At 41.5% G+C, this 16,947-nt stretch carries 16 protein-coding genes and 1 other annotated feature (1 of these 17 running past the window's edge); of the genes, 3 read left to right on the top strand and 13 right to left on the bottom strand.

Features of this window, described 5'->3' with window-relative positions; all coding sequences use genetic code 11:
- Window positions 1-46 precede the first annotated feature (46 nt).
- Complete coding sequence (locus R0K30_RS00365; protein ID WP_099726621.1) at window positions 47-928, bottom strand: YitT family protein; 882 nt, start codon at window positions 926-928, stop codon at window positions 47-49.
- Between the two features lie 140 nt (window positions 929-1,068).
- Here R0K30_RS00365 and R0K30_RS00360 point away from each other — a divergent pair, with 140 nt between their 5' ends.
- Entirely contained in the window at window positions 1,069-1,323 is a 255-nt protein-coding gene (locus R0K30_RS00360; RefSeq protein ID WP_410609137.1) for a DUF2624 domain-containing protein, read from the top strand.
- A 49-nt stretch (window positions 1,324-1,372) separates the two neighbouring features.
- Here R0K30_RS00360 and R0K30_RS00355 read toward each other — a convergent pair whose 3' ends face one another.
- The gene (locus tag R0K30_RS00355; protein ID WP_410608534.1) at window positions 1,373-2,266 is read right to left on the bottom strand and encodes a deoxyribonuclease IV; all 894 of its coding nucleotides are present in this window, start codon (window positions 2,264-2,266) and stop codon (window positions 1,373-1,375) included.
- Between the two features lie 9 nt (window positions 2,267-2,275).
- A complete protein-coding gene (locus R0K30_RS00350) occupies window positions 2,276-3,595 on the bottom strand; it encodes a DEAD/DEAH box helicase (protein WP_410608532.1) in 1,320 nt (439 codons plus the stop codon).
- A gap of 155 nt (window positions 3,596-3,750) precedes the next feature.
- Between R0K30_RS00350 and vrrA the strand changes: the two genes are divergently transcribed.
- Both vrrA and R0K30_RS00340 read left to right on the top strand, forming a co-directional pair.
- A complete protein-coding gene (vrrA, locus tag R0K30_RS00345; RefSeq protein ID WP_410608529.1) occupies window positions 3,751-4,458 on the top strand; it encodes a VrrA/YqfQ family protein in 708 nt (235 codons plus the stop codon).
- A 157-nt stretch (window positions 4,459-4,615) separates the two neighbouring features.
- Entirely contained in the window at window positions 4,616-5,560 is a 945-nt protein-coding gene (locus R0K30_RS00340; RefSeq protein ID WP_230030401.1) for a 4-hydroxy-3-methylbut-2-enyl diphosphate reductase, read from the top strand.
- A 34-nt stretch (window positions 5,561-5,594) separates the two neighbouring features.
- On the opposite strand, the gene R0K30_RS00335 is transcribed toward R0K30_RS00340, so the two are convergent.
- The 10 genes from R0K30_RS00335 to glyQ all read right to left on the bottom strand — a co-directional run bounded on the left by R0K30_RS00335 (window position 5,595) and on the right by glyQ (window position 16,733).
- Window positions 5,595-6,716, bottom strand: a complete 1,122-nt coding sequence (locus R0K30_RS00335; protein ID WP_410608527.1) for a Nif3-like dinuclear metal center hexameric protein — start codon at window positions 6,714-6,716, stop codon at window positions 5,595-5,597.
- Window positions 6,709-7,425 carry a tRNA (adenine(22)-N(1))-methyltransferase gene (locus R0K30_RS00330; RefSeq protein ID WP_099726615.1) on the bottom strand — a complete coding sequence of 239 codons (717 nt, stop codon included), beginning with the start codon at window positions 7,423-7,425 and terminating at the stop codon, window positions 6,709-6,711. Before R0K30_RS00330 ends, R0K30_RS00335 begins: the two co-directional genes overlap by 8 nt.
- Window positions 7,426-7,546: 121 nt before the next feature.
- Window positions 7,547-7,906 (bottom strand): cytochrome c550, encoded by a 360-nt coding sequence (gene cccA / locus R0K30_RS00325; RefSeq protein WP_034319511.1) that lies wholly within the window; start codon window positions 7,904-7,906, stop codon window positions 7,547-7,549.
- 302 nt (window positions 7,907-8,208) lie between these two features.
- Window positions 8,209-9,330, bottom strand: a complete 1,122-nt coding sequence (gene rpoD, locus R0K30_RS00320) for an RNA polymerase sigma factor RpoD (protein ID WP_008342392.1) — start codon at window positions 9,328-9,330, stop codon at window positions 8,209-8,211.
- 201 nt (window positions 9,331-9,531) lie between these two features.
- A complete protein-coding gene (gene dnaG / locus R0K30_RS00315) occupies window positions 9,532-11,361 on the bottom strand; it encodes a DNA primase (RefSeq protein WP_099726614.1) in 1,830 nt (609 codons plus the stop codon).
- A gap of 33 nt (window positions 11,362-11,394) precedes the next feature.
- Entirely contained in the window at window positions 11,395-11,895 is a 501-nt protein-coding gene (locus tag R0K30_RS00310) for a YaiI/YqxD family protein (protein WP_410608524.1), read from the bottom strand.
- 261 nt (window positions 11,896-12,156) lie between these two features.
- Window positions 12,157-12,978, bottom strand: coding sequence for a pyruvate, water dikinase regulatory protein (locus R0K30_RS00305; RefSeq protein WP_099726612.1), 822 nt, complete (start codon window positions 12,976-12,978; stop codon window positions 12,157-12,159).
- Between the two features lie 24 nt (window positions 12,979-13,002).
- Window positions 13,003-13,641 (bottom strand): transcriptional regulator CcpN, encoded by a 639-nt coding sequence (gene ccpN / locus R0K30_RS00300; protein ID WP_099726784.1) that lies wholly within the window; start codon window positions 13,639-13,641, stop codon window positions 13,003-13,005.
- 166 nt (window positions 13,642-13,807) lie between these two features.
- Window positions 13,808-15,853 (bottom strand): glycine--tRNA ligase subunit beta, encoded by a 2,046-nt coding sequence (gene glyS, locus R0K30_RS00295; protein WP_410608521.1) that lies wholly within the window; start codon window positions 15,851-15,853, stop codon window positions 13,808-13,810.
- Window positions 15,846-16,733, bottom strand: coding sequence for a glycine--tRNA ligase subunit alpha (glyQ, locus tag R0K30_RS00290; protein ID WP_003217487.1), 888 nt, complete (start codon window positions 16,731-16,733; stop codon window positions 15,846-15,848). The genes glyS and glyQ overlap by 8 nt, the downstream gene beginning before the upstream one ends.
- A 113-nt stretch (window positions 16,734-16,846) precedes the next feature.
- Window positions 16,847-16,947: a binding site (T-box leader), on the bottom strand; it runs 77 nt beyond the window's last position.

The raw sequence follows: 16,947 nt of genomic DNA, 5'->3' as shown, positions 1-16,947 counted from the left end.
CATACGTCTCATTATATAAAAGAAAAATAAAAAAGTAAAATAAAAGCTAATGAATGGCTGTTTTAAACTTACCGCCTTTTGTTTCATGTGTATCCATAATTGTAATAAATGCTTGACCATCAATTTCAAACACAATGGATTTCAGCTTTGTAATTTCAAGCCTTGTGACAACGGCATAGATGACATCTTTCTCTTCATCTGTATAGCCGCCTTTTCCTCTAAGCTTTGTCGTTCCCCTACCAAGACGATGAAGAATTGCATCTGAAATTTCATCATAATAATCCGACACGATAATGACAGCTTTTGTTTCATCAAGTCCTTGAATGACAGCATCAATTGTTTTCATTGCCAAATAATATGTCATGACAGAATACATAGCCTGCTCTGGTCCGAAGACAAAGCCTGCCCAAATAAAAATGAACACATTGACGATCATGACAAACTCACCGACGGAGAAAGGAATTTTTTTCGTCAGAAGAATTCCTAAGATCTCTGTTCCGTCCATTGAGCCTCCATTCCGAATGACGAGTCCAACGCCAAATCCTAGTAACAGTCCTCCAAATACAGTGGCTAAGATCGGCTGATTTGTAAATGCCTCTACATGATGGAGTGAAGATTCAATCACGGCTAAGCTGACAATCCCAATCACAGTGGAAATGAGAAAGGTTTTCCCAATATGTTTGTATCCTGATATCATAAATGGAATATTCAAAATGACAACAATCGTCGCAAAATTAATAAATGGGTTATCTGTAAAGAGATAATCCAAAATAAGCGAAATGCCGATGATGCCTCCATCAATAATATTGTTTGGCACTAAAAATAATTCAATGCTGACTGCTGCACATGCAGCTCCTACTAGAATCAGAAAAATTCTCATAATAAAATGAGGCACTGATTCCTTTCTATGCTGTTTACTATTTGCCATACGTTCTCCCTTCTACACTTGTTAAATTTTCAATGAACATTTTATACTCTTTACTATTTTATCATTTCACAGAGTAAAATTAAATTTTTTGCACATTTTCCGTTTTCGACCATACATTGTTACAGAGGGGAGGAATGGAATTGATCTTAATTCAAAAAATTGTGCTGCAACGGCTTAACCAGATCACAGCAAATGATTTGTTAAGGTATGCGAAACAGTATGGGGTTAGCTTAACATCAACTCAGGCTGCTGAAGTCGCCAAACTCATAAATGGGAAGAACGTCAATATTTTTAATGATGCAGAGCGCAGTCGGCTTCTTAAGCAAGTGGAAGCGATTACTTCTAAACAAACAGCACAGACTGTCAATGATCTGTTTAACCAATTTACAAATTAGGCAAAAAAGGGCCGCATTTAGCGGCACCTCATCACATTGCATGCTTTTTTTACTGACCCGTAATTTTTTCTCGTAAGCCTTCATCAAACTGCTTTTCTTTCAGCATCTCAATTTCGAATTTGTAAGGTGGCTTTTTGTTCTTTTTATCTTCACCTACATAAGGCGTTTCTAGAATTTTCGGCACATCTTGAAGCTGCGGATGATGCACGATATAGTTCAATGCATCGAAGCCAATTTCACCAAAACCGATATTTTCATGTCGGTCTTTTCTTGCGCCTTGTACGTTTTTACTGTCATTAATATGAAGAACTTTGATTCGGTCAATACCGACGATTCGATCAAAATCTTCCAGCACACCGTCAAAGTCACTCACAATCGGGTAACCAGCATCGTGCGTGTGACACGTATCAAAGCAGACAGAAAGTGCTTCGTTATGTGTCACACCGTCGATAATTTGGGCAAGCTCTTCAAAGCTTCTTCCGCACTCTGAGCCCTTGCCTGCCATTGTTTCAAGTGCGATTTGGACCTCTTGCCCTTTCACAATGACTTCGTTTAAACCTTCGATGATTTTTTGAATTCCCGCTTCTGCCCCTGCTCCGACATGCGCACCTGGATGGAGAACAATTTGTTTTGCGCCAAGTGCTTCCGTACGCTCTATTTCTGAGCGAAGGAAGTCCACTCCAAGCTCGAATGTCGCTGGATTCACTGTGTTCCCAATATTGATAATATACGGTGCATGAACGACGATATCTGTCACGCCATGCTCTTTCATATGCGCTTTTCCAGCTTCAATATTAAGGTCTTCAATTTTTTTACGGCGTGTATTTTGTGGTGCACCTGTATAAATCATAAAAGTATTCGAACCATAAGAGGCAGCTTCTTGACTCGCTGCAAGAAGCATATGTTTTCCGCTCATGGATACATGTGATCCAATCTTCAACAATGTTTCCCCCTACTTTCCGTTACGCTTTGACTTTCTACGTTCCTGCTTTTTGATTTTATCCATCTCACGTGTCATTTTCTTTTTATATCCAGGTTTGACGGCTTTCGGTTTTTTCACAAGACGCTTCGCTTTTTCTTCAATTTCATTTGGTGCTTTTTTACGTCTTTGACGCTTTAGACGGTCATCCGCATCTCGCCATTCTCCATGAACAATGGTTTTGTTCTCAAACACAACACCCATTTTCTCAACCTGAACAAGTGCATCCTCATCAGCGAGATCATAAATGGTCATCGCAATTCCAGAGGAACCAGCTCGAGCTGTTCTTCCAACACGGTGAACATAGAAATCAAGATCAGATGGAAGTTCATAGTTGATCACGTGGCTGACGCCCTTAATATCAATTCCGCGGGCTGCAAGATCAGACGCCACAATATAGGTGAACTCCAAATCATCAATTTGTTTCATGACTTTTTTACGTTCGCGCGGCGTTAATCCGCCATGAAGCACACCAATTTTCATTCCTTTTTCTTGAAGGAATGAAGCAATTTCATCAACGGTTGATTTTGTATTGGCAAAGATGATTCCTAAATAAGGCTGTACATTTGTCACCATCTCATGCAGCAATTTTAATTTGTCACGTTGTTTAGACGGGACTAAAATATGCTGAATGTTTTCAGCAGTAATACGTCTTGGTTCAACATGGGCATACTTTGGATTGTCCATATATTTTTTAAGGAAAGGCTTTAGTTTTTCCGGAATGGTTGCTGAGAACACAAGCATTTGCAGCTTTTCTGGCATTTGTGCACCAATACGGTCCACATCTTCTAAAAATCCCATATCCAGCATTAAATCCGCTTCATCAATAACAAGAGAAGTCGCTTTGTATACATTCAGCGCTTGCTCATGAATAAGATCAGCAATACGTCCAGGAGTGCCGACAACCAAATGCGGCTGGTTCTTTAGCTTTTGAATGGATTTCTGCTTGTCCGTTCCGCCAATGTAAAGCTTTGCTTTAATTTCTTCTTCCGGAGAAGTATTCTTTAAGATCGTTTGGGCTTCTTTGAAAATTTGATTGGCTAATTCTCGTGTTGATGCAGTAATCACCACTTGTACTTGCTCTTTGCCTGGATCGATTGAATGAATAAGCGGCAATAAGTACGCATGGGTTTTTCCTGTTCCTGTTTGTGATTGACCAATGACGCTTTCTCCTTTTAAAACAGCAGGGATGATTCTTCTTTGAATATCAGTTGGCTCATAAAAGCCCAGTTCATGAATAGCATCTATAATAAAAGGCTTTAATTCATATGTCGTAAATTTCGTTTCTTTCATGTTTTCACTCCTTAAGGCAATGCCTTTTTGCTCATCTCCTCATTATAGCTGATTTTCAACAAAAAAACCATGTCCGCTTTTCTTACAGGAAACCAATTGATGCTTCTTTGCATAACCTATGAAGAGAAAGAGAATGCAGTAAGGGAGGTACAAGTATGTTAGGGCAAAGGCCTATGGGCGATTTTCAGCCGCATCGTCCCTCACGCCGGCACCTTGGAAATGGCGGACAGCCCGGGATTTTCCAAAGGAGACAGCAGGCTCCGATCGAACAGCCTTTTCAAGGGCAAGGGAATCAATTTCAACAAATGATGCCTCGCTCTCCGTCTGTACAGGGCGGCGGTTTACATGGGATGGGCGGTATTCCAGGGGGCGAGAGCCGTGCACTAGGCGGCGGAGCTGGAATTAAAGGCATGCTCGCTAAATTCCTTCCTGGAGCCGGGGGAGCAGGGGTCTCTGGAGGTGGTGCGGGATTACAAGGAATCCAGAGCTTCACAAATCCTGCGACTCTCTCAAGCATGTTAGGAAATGTTCAAAAAGTGCTCGGAATGGCGCAGCAATTCACACCAATGATTCAGCAATACGGCCCTTTAGTGAGAAATCTGCCTGCGATGATTAAGCTGTACAGCCAGCTTGGCAGTGCGGATGATGATGAAACGAATGTGAATGATGCAGACGCAGAACCAAAAGAACTCAGCGACGAAACAGAAATGACGAATGAACAAACAGCACCAGTTGATGAAATAAAAGAAGATGAAGAACCAGAGGACATTCTTGTCAAAAAAACAGCTGCACTCACATCACCTGCTCCTGAAGCAAAGCCGCAAAAAAGAGCTGGCAGTTCTGTTCCAAAACTATATGTCTAGTAATCTTTGAAAGGCGAAGTGGTTACCGCGTATAACAATCTTTGATATATGCGCTTACTTTGGCTATAATGGAAGGAAGAGAATGATAAAAAGCCGTTTTTTACGGCTTTTTATATTGTTCTTCTCTAGCAGCACTTCCCTACAGGAGGACGAATAAATGAATGTGATTAAAATATCGCCGCGTGGCTATTGCTATGGCGTTGTGGATGCAATGGTCATTGCTAAAAATGCCGCACTGGATAAAAACTTGCCACGCCCAATTTATATATTAGGTATGATTGTGCATAACAAACATGTAACAGATGCCTTTGAAGAAGATGGGATCTACACACTGGACGGACCAAATCGCTTGGACATTTTAAAGCAGGTTGAAAGCGGAACGGTGATTTTCACCGCCCACGGCGTTTCTCCCGAGGTTCGCCAAATCGCAGAAGAAAAAGGCCTTGTAGCCATTGACGCGACCTGTCCAGATGTAACGAAAACACATGAACTCATTTCAGAAAAAACTGCCGATGGGTATGACATTATTTATATTGGGAAAAAAGGTCACCCTGAGCCAGAAGGAGCTGTCGGAGTTGCACCAGACAAAGTGCACCTTGTTGAAACAGAAGCTGACATTGAGGCGCTGGATTTAACGTCAGATAAGCTGCTCATTACCAATCAGACGACGATGTCACAGTGGGATGTCTATGATTTGATGGAGCTCATTAAGGAGAAATATCCGCACGTTGAATACCATCAAGAAATTTGTCTTGCGACTCAAGTACGTCAGGAAGCTGTTTCACAGCAAGCTGGGCAAGCTGATCTCACCATTGTGGTCGGCGATCCGAAAAGTAATAACTCCAACCGTCTAGCACAAGTGTCAATGGAGATTGCAGGTACACAGGCTTACCGTATTGGTGACCTAAGTGAGCTCAAGCTGGAATGGCTGCAAGGCGTAAAAACCGTTGCCGTGACTGCTGGTGCTTCAACACCAACACCTATTACAAAAGAAGTCATTCGCTTCCTAGAAAACTATGAACCGGACAATGAATCGACTTGGAAGGTTGAACACGCTGTTCCTCTTTCTAAAATATTACCTCGCGTAAAAACGAAGAAATAAAAAAACGTCAGAGCTGCTGTGCTCTGACGTTTTTTTACATAAACTTAAATGGGTTTGTGTTTGATTCTGACACAAAGAGCTGTACATCATACTTTTGATCCGTACATAGCGATTGAAGCTTCGCTTTCACGCCCTCTTTCATGATCTTTTCTGCGTAATGACCTGGGTCCACTACGTTTAGTCCGAGCATCATTGCATCGTGGGCGACATGAAAATAAAGGTCTCCTGTCACATACACATCGGCACCCATTCTTTTCGCTTGATGGATGTATTTATTTCCGTCTCCGCCAAGCACAGCTACCTTTTTCACAACCGCTTCCTGATCTCCTACAAAACGAGCACCATTCACATCTAGCTTCACTTTTACAAATTGTGTAAATTCCCCAAGAGTCATAGGGTCTCTTAATTCTCCAATGCGGCCGAGACCTTTTTGAATAGGAGGAAGATCCGTCGTGTGTACACTGTAGGCCACTTCTTCATAAGGATGTGCTTTGATCATTTCACGAATCACTTGTTTTTCAATACTTGCTGGGAAAATGGTTTCGATCCGCACTTCTTTCACAAATTCCAGCTTACCCGACTCACCAATAAAAGGCTCAGCTTCTTCTGATGGCAGAAAGCTGCCTGTCCCTTCATTTGAAAAAGCACAATGGCTGTAGTTGCCAATATGACCAGCTCCCGCATTTCCTAAAGCCGTTCTGATGGCCTCTTCAAATTCCTCTGGAACATAAAGTGCAAGCTGCTTGATTTGATCTTCATATGTCGGAACTAACACACTTGTTTCCTTGAGCTCTAATGCCTCAGCAAGCAAGTCATTAACTCCTCCATCCGCTACGTCTAAATTTGTATGAGCCACATATACCGCAATATCATGTTTGATGCACTTTTCAATGATACGTCCAGCCGGCTGATCTGTCGCTACATTTTTTAATGGACGAAAAATCGGCGGGTGGTGGGCTATGATAAGATCTATATTCCGCTCAATCGCCTCATCTACCACATTGTCTAATACATCTAAGGTGATCATGACATTGGTGACTTGTTTATTTAATGTTCCAATCTGGAGCCCAATTTTATCACCCTCCACGGCATATGCTTTTGGTGAAAATTGTTCAAACAATTGGATGATTTCATGCCCGTTTACTGTTTTAGTCAACAGTCAAAACCTCCTTTAGAATCTTTATTTTCGCTTTCAGCTCTTTCTGGCGCTCTTTGTTTTCTTCTGTCGGAGCTGCCTCTTGAATTTGACCTTCTATTTTCTCCATATGCTGAAGCTCTTGCATCCACTTGCGCCGGAAGACGTCATTTTGCTCTTTCGCAAGAAACGGACCAACTAGCATGCCTGTTTCTACTGACATTCCTTCATAGGCTTTATCTTTGTCGCCTTTTTCGGCGATGATGATTTCGTATATTTTGCCATCCTCTTCTAAAATGACTTCACCCATCAATTCATACCCCTCTTGATAGAGCCATAAACGAATGTGGTGAGCATGGATATTTGGCTGAAGAATGAGCCGCTCGCGGCCTGTGAGCTTATGCTTGCCGTCATTTAAAATGCTTGCGATGAGTGCTCCGCCCATACCTGCAATCGTGACTGCATTCACTTCGCCCTTTTCAATGACTTCAAGGCCATTTCCTTTTCTGACCGAGATCTGTTCATCTAATTCAAGTCTATGTACTTGCTGCTTCGCAGATTGGAGCGGTCCATCTGTAATTTCACCAGCAATGGCTTTTACTGCTTTTTGATGTAATATCGCATAGCATGGCAAATAGGCATGATCTGAGCCGATATCAGCAAAGACAGCCTCATTTGGTAAAAAGTCTGCAACTCTTTTTAATCGTTTCGATAAATTCATTTCATTCATACATATCACTACTTTTCTTTAATGTTCATCCCTTGTCTATCTTATATAAATTATGGACTTTTTAAAAGTCGTTTTCAAATGAAAAAAGCTCTTCTTATCAAAAAGAGCTTTTTGCGTCACATTATTTAATTTTGGAAACCCATTCTGACATTTCATCTAGCTTTTCATTCGGAATCAGCCCGCCTGGCATCCCGTTTCCGCCTTCTTGAATTTTCTTCTTGATGTCTGCCACTTCAAGCTTGTCACCAACACCTTTTAATGCAGGACCTGCGCCGCCTTCATAGTTTTCCCCATGACAGCTCAGACAGTTTTGCTTATACAATTCTTCCGGCGTCGCATTTGCTGTCTCCTCTTGCTTTTGCTCTTCGCCACCAGAGGCAATTTTTTCTTCATCCTTCAGCCCCTTCATTGATAAGAAAAAAGTGAGTCCAATTCCTAAAATGGCAATCAATAAAAATGGTATAAGTGGATTCCGTTTCATTTCTTTCATCCTCCCCTTTGTGAAAAACCCCTTTGAGACTATGCAAACAATTCTAATTCTACTTTAATTTTACAAAAAGTAAACGAATTATGATACAAAACTTTGGTCAAGTTCACAGATTAGACAAAAATGAATCATGATGAGAAATGAAGCCTGCAGCACATTTTGATGTATTTTTTATACATCTTTTCTCTAAGAACGTTGCAAATTCATTTGTTATTCAGTAAAATATAATCAGATTGAAAAAAGCGTTTTCATTTTGATGAAGAAAGAACGGATCTCTTTCAAGATCCGTCCGGTTTCTATTCTAAGAAGTCTTTTAATCGTTTACTTCTGCTTGGGTGTCTTAATTTACGAAGAGCTTTCGCTTCAATTTGGCGGATACGCTCTCTTGTTACGCCAAACACCTTTCCAACCTCTTCTAACGTGCGTGTTCTTCCGTCATCTAGTCCGAAACGTAGTCTCAGCACATTTTCTTCACGGTCCGTTAGCGTGTCTAATACATCTTCAAGCTGCTCTTTCAACAATTCGTATGCAGCATGGTCAGATGGAGACGTCGCCTCTTGGTCTTCAATAAAATCACCAAGATGCGAGTCATCTTCTTCACCAATAGGTGTTTCTAAAGAGACAGGCTCTTGTGCAATTTTAAGAATTTCTCTTACCTTTTCTGGGGTTAAATCCATGTCTTCAGCAATTTCCTCTGGCGTTGGTTCTCTGCCTAGGTCTTGCAGAAGCTGTCTTTGAACACGGATCAATTTATTAATGGTTTCCACCATATGAACTGGAATACGGATTGTTCTCGCCTGATCGGCAATGGCACGCGTGATCGCCTGTCTAATCCACCAAGTCGCATATGTTGAGAATTTGTATCCTTTGCGGTAATCAAACTTCTCAACTGCCTTCATGAGCCCCATGTTTCCTTCTTGAATCAAGTCAAGGAAAAGCATACCACGACCGACGTAGCGTTTCGCAATACTGACAACGAGACGAAGGTTCGCTTCCGCTAATCTTCTTTTTGATTCCTCATCGCCTTCTTCGATCTTTTGAGCATACGTAATTTCTTCTTTAGCAGATAACAAATTGACGCGTCCGATTTCTTTTAAGTACATACGAACAGGATCATTAATTTTGACACCTGGTGGTACGCTTAAATCATTCAGGTCAAATTCCTCTTCTGCTTTAGCCAGCTGCTGAACATTTGGGTCTTCTGTCTCTTCATTTTCACTGATGAGCTCTACACCCTGTTCGCCTAAGTATTCATAGTATTCATCCATTTGGTCTGATTCAATTTCAAAGCTAGACATACGCTCTGCAATTTCTTCGTATGTTAAAACGCCCCGTTTTTTACCCGTTTCAGTGAGCTTATCTCTCACCTGTTCAAAGGTTAATTCAGTTTCGGTTTCGTGGGCTTGTTTATCAGCCATTATGGATCCCTCCTTCCAAAGCTTGCAACGAATTCTAAAGTAACTTGCGATTTGCATCCGCTCTGCTTTTCTCTCTCTATCAAACAGATGAGCAAATAGGAATAAAATAAATAATGATGAAGGCAAGATGCTTGCGGTCTTATGCTCCTCCCCTAAAGGATTCATTGCCAGCCGTAAGTCTTGTCATAAATATTAGACGTATTACTTCAGCGAACGGTTCAACTGAATAATTTCTTTTGCAAGTGTTGCCGCTTTGAAGAAATCTTTTTGCCTCTCCGCCTCTGCACGTTCTAGTTCTTTTTCCTTTATCATTGACAAATTCCGATGATTCAACACTTTTTTTACATAATCACTTAATTCAGCTTCACTTAGTTCGTCTCCAACTTGAATCATTAATATATCCGTCAGAAGCTGACTTATCACATCATCTTCCAACCGGTTCATCAGGTGCTGCGGCGTCGGTTCTTTGCCTTCTTCATACAATGCATAAATGTACGTTGCCAGCGCCCTGTGCGTATCTATATTAAATTCAATCCCTACTCTGTCAAGCACTTTGCGGATCACGTCATCGCTTTTTAACATATGAGCAAGCAGCATTCTCTCTGCATTTTCATATGCCGGCCGCAGACGCTTTCTTCTCACCTGTGTTGACAAATGTGCACGCCGTTTTTCAAGCCCACTTTCTTCCTGCGTGCTTTTGGCTTCTTGCCGCTGCTGCTTTTCAAACAGCTCCAGTTGTTCCTTTAATGAGTCAAGTGAGATCGAGAACTCTCCAGCAAGCTGTTTCATGTAAATCTCTTGTTCCAAGGAGCCGTTTAACCGGCTGATTTCTCGGAGAACTTGCTTCATATAAGCAAGACGGTCTCCTTCGTCTGATAAATTCTTTCCTCTTCGGAAAAAATTCATCTTAAATGTCATTAATGTCACACTTGCATCTATGATGTCATTCCTAAATTTCTCGCCGCCATATTTACGAATGTAATCATCTGGATCGAGTCCATCTGGTATCATGGCAACGCGAACTTTACATCCTCTTTTTCCAAGCAAATCTGACGCTTTCATGGTCGCTTCATATCCGGCCGTGTCAGAGTCATAACAGAGGATGATCTCTTCTACGTTCCGTCTGAGCAGTTTAACGTGCTCTTCTGTTAAAGACGTACCCATTGTTGCAACACTTTCGCCAACACCAGATGTGACAGCTGAGATGACGTCAGCAAATCCTTCGAAAAGGACCGCCCGTTCGCGTTTTCTAATATGCATACGCGCGTCATGAAAGTGATAGAGCAGCTTACTTTTATGAAAAAGTGGCGTTTCAGGACTATTCATATACTTAGGCTGCTGATTACCAAGTGATCTTCCGGAAAAAGCGACGACCGTCCCGTGATGATCATGAATTGGAAACATGACACGATCCCTAAAACGATCAAAAAAGCCTGTGCCGTTTTCTCGTTGAATCAAAAGACCAGCTTTCTCCATCATCATAGGATCAAACCCTCGTTTTTCTAAAAACTTGGTCATGAAATCCCAAGAGTCAAGAGCATACCCGATCTCAAACTTGGCAATTGTTTCATCCGTAAAGCCTCTGGACCGTAAATAATCGAGTGCGTTTTGACCTTCCTTTGTATTTACCAGCAAATGGTGGTAAAATTTCTTAAGAAGCTCATGTGCCTCAATCATTTTATGATTTGCTGTATCCTCTTGCTGAGAGGAACTGATCTGAGCATTCGCTACATGATCAGGCAAATCAATATGGTACTTATCAGCAACATGTGAAACGGCTTCAATAAATGAGTAGCCTTCCATTTGTCTGAGGAACGAAAACACATTACCTCCAGCACCACAGCCAAAACAATGGAAGATTTGCTTATCTGCTGAAACAGAGAATGAAGGAGTATTTTCACCATGGAATGGACAAAGACCGAAGTAATTTCGACCTTGTTTTCTAAGCTGTACGTATTCTCCAATCACTTCGACAATGTCTGCGTTTTTTTGGATCTGCTCCAAAAGTTCATCTGGTATACGTTTGCTCATCCTAATAACACTCCGTCGTACATTATTCGCCTTTTAATTCAAAAATCCTTCATGATTCGACAGGATTTTTTGTAGTTGCGTAATAAATCGCTTTTTATCCTCTTCCAAAAGCTTTTTGGGACCTTTTCCGTATATACCTTTTCTTCGCTGTTTGCTGGAAACATGCCTGCGTTCCAAATCAAAATCAATTGTTTCGTTTGTGTACATCCGTCCTCTTTCAGACAGAACAATGACATGTCTTGGAAGCAGTAAGGAGGCAAGACCAATATCTTGGGTGACGACAATATCATGTGCGGCAGCTGAGTTCGCAATGACTAAATCCGCTGCTTCCTTATGTGTATCTACAAACAGCCAATCTTCAAGTGGTAATCTTTTGGTTTGAAAATGCTCATATGAAGCAATGAAAGTCACAGGTACTTGAAACTGAGATGCGACAGAAAGGATTTCGTCTTTTACAGGACAAGCATCTGCATCGACATAAATCGTCCTCTCTCTTTTACGTTCATTCAGGTGACTAATTCTCCATCCCTCCACCTTATTCCTGCTTTAAAGAAGCAAAAAGACCATACTTTTCCCCCATAAAGCAATCAACAGTAAAACTCATTTTGTCGAAAAGTTATGTTCAGAATCACTTGACTTCTGCCAATATTAGTTTATTCGTTCTTGACTTAACTTAAACCTAAAATCAATCATTTTATCACAATTTTTTATTATAATACAAATGCAGCAAATATGCCATTATTTTTGTTTACCCGTTTCCCACCATAGGAAAAACCCAGGAGGAGCATCCTGAGTTTATTCGGAACCTCTTTTGGTCAGCATTTGATGAATGACATTCGCCGTTTCCTCAACTGCTTTATTCGATACATCGACAACTTGACAGTTAATTCGGTCAACCACTTTTTCAAAATACTCTAGTTCCTCTTTAATCCGCTCGATGTTCGCATAAATTGCTCGATCATTTAAACCTAGAGATTTTAAACGTTCTTTACGAATATGATTGAGTTTGTCTGGACTAATTTTCAGGCCAATGCATTTCTTTGGATCAACTGAGAATAACTCTTCTGGCGGATCTACTTCAGGAACAATCGGAACGTTCGCTACCTTCAGCCGCTTATGCGCCAAATATTGAGAAAGCGGTGTCTTGGACGTGCGTGATACACCAATGAGCACAATATCAGCTTTTAGAATGCCTCTTGGATCTCTGCCATCATCATACTTTACAGCGAACTCAATGGCTTCTACTTTTTTAAAATAGTCCTCATCTAATTGACGTACACGACCCGGCTCATGTTTCGCTTCATTTCCATATGCGGTCTCCATTTTATCAATAAGTGGACCAATGATGTCATAGTAAACGACTCCGTTTGCTTCTGCCTCTTCTATTAAAAATTGACGCATTTCTGGCACAACGAGAGTAAAGCAGACGATCCCGTTATCTGCTTTCGCCAGTGAAATGACTTCTTTAATCGTACCGATATCCTCAACATATGGGATTCTTCTAATATTTGAATGGTCTGATGAACCGCCATCAAATTGGCTAAGTGCCGCTTTGACCACGAGCTCTGCGGTTTCTCCTACTGAATCTGATACAACAAAAATTACGCGATTACTCATAACATCCCCTCGCAGTCTTCTGAATTAGATAATTTCATTCTCCGATAAGCTAACAAGTATTTTCGTCATGTTTGTTTTCGTAATTCTGCCGACAACTTCAAAGCCTTTATCCGTTTCTTTTATGACAGGAAGTGCGTCTATTTGCTTTTCAATCAAGTGCTTGGCCACATCCATAATGAAATCTTCCTTGCGGCAAACGGTGATGTTCGGCATTCTTGTCATAATAATATGGACAGGTATAGATGGAAGCTCTTGTTTTCCAATACTTGCTCGAAGGAGGTCTTTTCTTGATAACACGCCTGTTAAAATAGAGTGATCGTCCACAACGAATAATGTGCCCACATCCTCTAAAAACATCGTACAAATCGCATCATAAACCGAAACATTCTCATGTATCACCACTGGAATGGATTGGAAATCTTTCACTTGGAGTTTTTTCAGCTTATCTGCCAGAAGCTGCGTGCCTGTTTTTCCTGTAAAAAAGTAGCCGACCCTTGGCCTTGCTTCTAAAAATCCAGACATTGTTAAAATGGCTAAATCCGGTCTGAGGGTAGCCCTTGTTAAGTTCAGCCGATCGGCGATATGCTCTCCAGTGATCGGACCATTCTCTTTGACAATCTGTAAAATCTGCTCTTGCCGTTTATTTAACTCGATTGTACTCACCACCTTTAAATAGAGAGAGCGAATCTTTACTTTATGTATATCATTTTCATAACTCATCATATTATAGCGCATCTTTGTCCGAATGAAACAAAAATCCGCTCAAAAACCGTGAATTAAATGAGTAAAAAACGATTGCCCTTCTCAAAAGGCAACCGTTCTTAGGTATTTATTTTACAATTAAATTGTTCATATTCGCAAATGATTGAATGACTTTGGCTAGCTTGACCATCTGTGCCAAACGATTTTGCTTCAGTTTTTCATCATCCGCATGAACCATTGTGTGATCGAAATAATGAACAATCGGCGCTTTTAAGGTATTTAACGCCTCAAGTGCTAAGTTGTATTCTCCTGCTGCCACATGTCCCTTAACAGCTTTCTCTACTTGCTGATACGCCTCAAATAGCTTTTGCTCGTGCTCATTTTCAAACAGTGCAGGCTGAATCTCTACATCTTCCCCTTTTTTACTGATTGAAATGACGCGGCCAAGTGCCTCAGCCGTTTCTTTGAAGCTTTCTTGTTTCACGCTCTCTTCAAGAACAGCTGCTTTTTTCACGACCGCATAAGGCTCAATATTTTCAACATCAAGCACTGCATCGGCCACATCATGACGGATATGCTCTGCTTGGAGGACATATTTTAAACGCTGCGTCAAAAACTCAATCAGAGCAGCTTCATGTTCTGCCTCTACTTGAGCAAGTGCTAACAGCTCTTTAAATGAAATATTCCAATGACGGTCGAGCAGGATTTGAACGATACCGCTCGCTTGTCTTCTGAGTCCATAAGGATCTTGAGAACCCGTTGGAATCACATCAATTGAAAAGAACGAACAAATAGAATCTAGTTTATCCGCTACTGCGACAATCGCACCAATCAGAGTCGAAGGCGCCTTGTCACCGGCAAAACGCGGCATGTAGTGTTCGTTTATGCTCTTTGCGACTTCTTCGTGTTCGCCAAGTGCTTTTGCATATTTCTCACCCATGATTCCTTGTAATTCTGGGAATTCATAGACCATTTGAGTCACAAGGTCAAACTTAGAAATACTTGCTGCTCTTGCGACACGTTTTGTTGTTTCGTCATCTGTGCCGACATGCGCTGCTAGGCGGGTCGCAATATCTGTCACTCTCTTCAGCTTGTCACCAATTGTTCCAAGCTTCTCATGAAATACAACCTTATCAAGCTTTTTAATATTGTCTTCAATGACTAGTTTTTCGTCTTCTTTATAGAAGAATGCAGCATCTGATAAACGCGCACGAAGTACTTTTTCGTTTCCTCTTGCGACATTTTCCAGCGCCTCACTGTTTCCGTTTCTGACCGTAATAAAATGAGGCAGCAATTCTCCTTGCTCATTTTTCACAGGGAAATAGCGCTGATGCTCTTTCATTGTCGTGACCAATACTTCTTCCGGCAATGCAAGGAACTCTTCTTCAAAGGAACCAAACAACACTGTTGGGTATTCAACAAGATCGTTGACTTCCTCTAGAAGTTCAGGATCAACTGGAATGACCCAGCCTTTTTCTGAAGAAAGGGCATTTAGCTGCTCAGTAATCCATTGCTTTCTTTTACCTGCATCTGCAATGACAAATTGATCGTGTAATGTTTGCTCATAAGAAGCAGGTGAGTCAATGCTGGCTGTCGTACCGAGGAAGCGATGTCCTCTTGTCTCCCGTCCGCTTTTTACGCCTGCAATTTCAACGGGTACGACCTCTTGCCCGAATAAGCAAACAATCCATTTAATCGGACGGATATAGCGTAAATCTTCGTTTCCCCATCTCATGTTCTTTGGAAAGCTTAATGAAGCGGCAATCTCACCTAGCGCCGGGAGAAGGTCTTTGACTTGCTTTCCTTCTTGGAACTTTTGGACATGGACATAATCCACACCTTTGATCTCTTTGAAATAGAGATCCTCTGTTGAAGCGCCTTGTCCGCGGGCAAAGCCCTCAGCCGCTTTTGTCCAATTGCCTTCAGCGTCTTGAGCAATCTTTTTAGCTGGGCCTTTTGCTTCTTCTTTGATGTCTTCTTGTTTTTCTGCGACACCTTTGACGAGCACAGCAAGGCGTCTTGGTGAATTGAATAAAACAACATCTTCGAATGAAATATTTTGCGTTTCAAACCAAGCTTTTACTTTCTCACCTAGCTGCTTTGTGCTCTCTGGCATAAAACGAGCCGGCATCTCTTCTAAGCCGATTTCGAGTAATACATCTTGTTTATTCATGAGAAGCCGCCTCCTCTTTTAACATAGGAAATCCAAGTTTTTCTCGTTCTTCGTAATACGTTTTAGCCACTTTTCGCGCTAACTGACGTACTCTTCCAATATAGCCGGTTCGCTCAGTGACAGATATAGCGCCCTTTGCGTCGAGCAAGTTAAACGTATGAGAACATTTGAGTACATAATCGTATGCCGGGTGAACAAGTCCTTTGTCCATTTGGCTATGTGCTTCTTTCTCATAGGTTGTAAATAAATCGAACAGCATGTCAGTATTAGATGTTTCAAATGTATAAACAGAGTGCTCATATTCAGCCATTAAGAATAAATCTCTTACAGTAAATCCGTCTGTCCATTCAAGGTCAAAGACATTTTCTTTGTCTTGGATGTAAGAGGCAAGACGTTCAATACCGTATGTGATTTCAACAGAAACTGGCTTACATTCTAAGCCGCCGACTTGCTGAAAATACGTAAATTGCGTAATTTCCATGCCATCAAGCCAGACTTCCCAGCCGAGCCCTGCACAGCCAAGAGATGGATTTTCCCAGTTGTCTTCAACAAAACGAATATCATGTTTCAACGGGTCAATGCCAAGCGCCTTCAATGATTCAAGATACAGTTCTTGAATATTGTCAGGTGATGGCTTAATGATCACTTGAAATTGATGATGCTGATACAATCTATTTGGATTTTCTCCATATCTGCCATCAGCCGGGCGTCTAGAAGGCTCTACATACGCTACCTTCCACGGCTCTGGTCCGATGCTTCGCAGGAACGTGTATGGACTCATCGTTCCAGCACCTTTTTCTGTGTCATACGCTTGCATTAATACGCAGCCTTCATTTGACCAATGCTTTTGCAGCGTCAAAATCATGTCTTGAATATTCAATGATCGCACCTCCGTCTTTTCTACACCATCCGCTATGTATGGCGGGTGGGGACTAGAACCTCATAAGAGAACACAAAAACTCCCGTCTCTATGCTCACAAGGTTCCTTGCAAACATAGGGACGAGAGTTTTTCCCGCGGTTCCACCCTATTTGCTGGTGTCGTAGCACCCAGCCGCTTTGTTTTACGTTGCTCAAGAATGCCTTTCGTTACGCC

It is taken from the genome of Bacillus sp. SIMBA_154 (assembly GCF_046536015.1).
Taxonomy (GTDB): domain Bacteria; phylum Bacillota; class Bacilli; order Bacillales; family Bacillaceae; genus Bacillus; species Bacillus pumilus_P.
The sequence above is the reverse complement of the archived record's forward strand: the minus strand, read 5'-3'. Positions and strand labels throughout refer to the sequence as shown.

Bases quoted from the DNA above. Each gene is read 5' to 3' on its own strand.
- R0K30_RS00365 (WP_099726621.1), bottom strand. From the start codon at position 928: ATGGCAAATAGTAAACAGCATAGAAAGGAATCAGTGCCTCATTTTATT.
- R0K30_RS00350 (WP_410608532.1), bottom strand. From the start codon at position 3,595: ATGAAAGAAACGAAATTTACGACATATGAATTAAAGCCTTTTATTATA.
- vrrA (WP_410608529.1), top strand. From the start codon at position 3,751: ATGTTAGGGCAAAGGCCTATGGGCGATTTTCAGCCGCATCGTCCCTCA.
- R0K30_RS00340 (WP_230030401.1), top strand. From the start codon at position 4,616: ATGAATGTGATTAAAATATCGCCGCGTGGCTATTGCTATGGCGTTGTG.
- R0K30_RS00330 (WP_099726615.1), bottom strand. From the start codon at position 7,425: ATGAATGAAATGAATTTATCGAAACGATTAAAAAGAGTTGCAGACTTT.
- cccA (WP_034319511.1), bottom strand. From the start codon at position 7,906: ATGAAACGGAATCCACTTATACCATTTTTATTGATTGCCATTTTAGGA.
- rpoD (WP_008342392.1), bottom strand. From the start codon at position 9,330: ATGGCTGATAAACAAGCCCACGAAACCGAAACTGAATTAACCTTTGAA.
- dnaG (WP_099726614.1), bottom strand. From the start codon at position 11,361: ATGAGCAAACGTATACCAGATGAACTTTTGGAGCAGATCCAAAAAAAC.
- R0K30_RS00305 (WP_099726612.1), bottom strand. From the start codon at position 12,978: ATGAGTAATCGCGTAATTTTTGTTGTATCAGATTCAGTAGGAGAAACC.
- glyS (WP_410608521.1), bottom strand. From the start codon at position 15,853: ATGAATAAACAAGATGTATTACTCGAAATCGGCTTAGAAGAGATGCCG.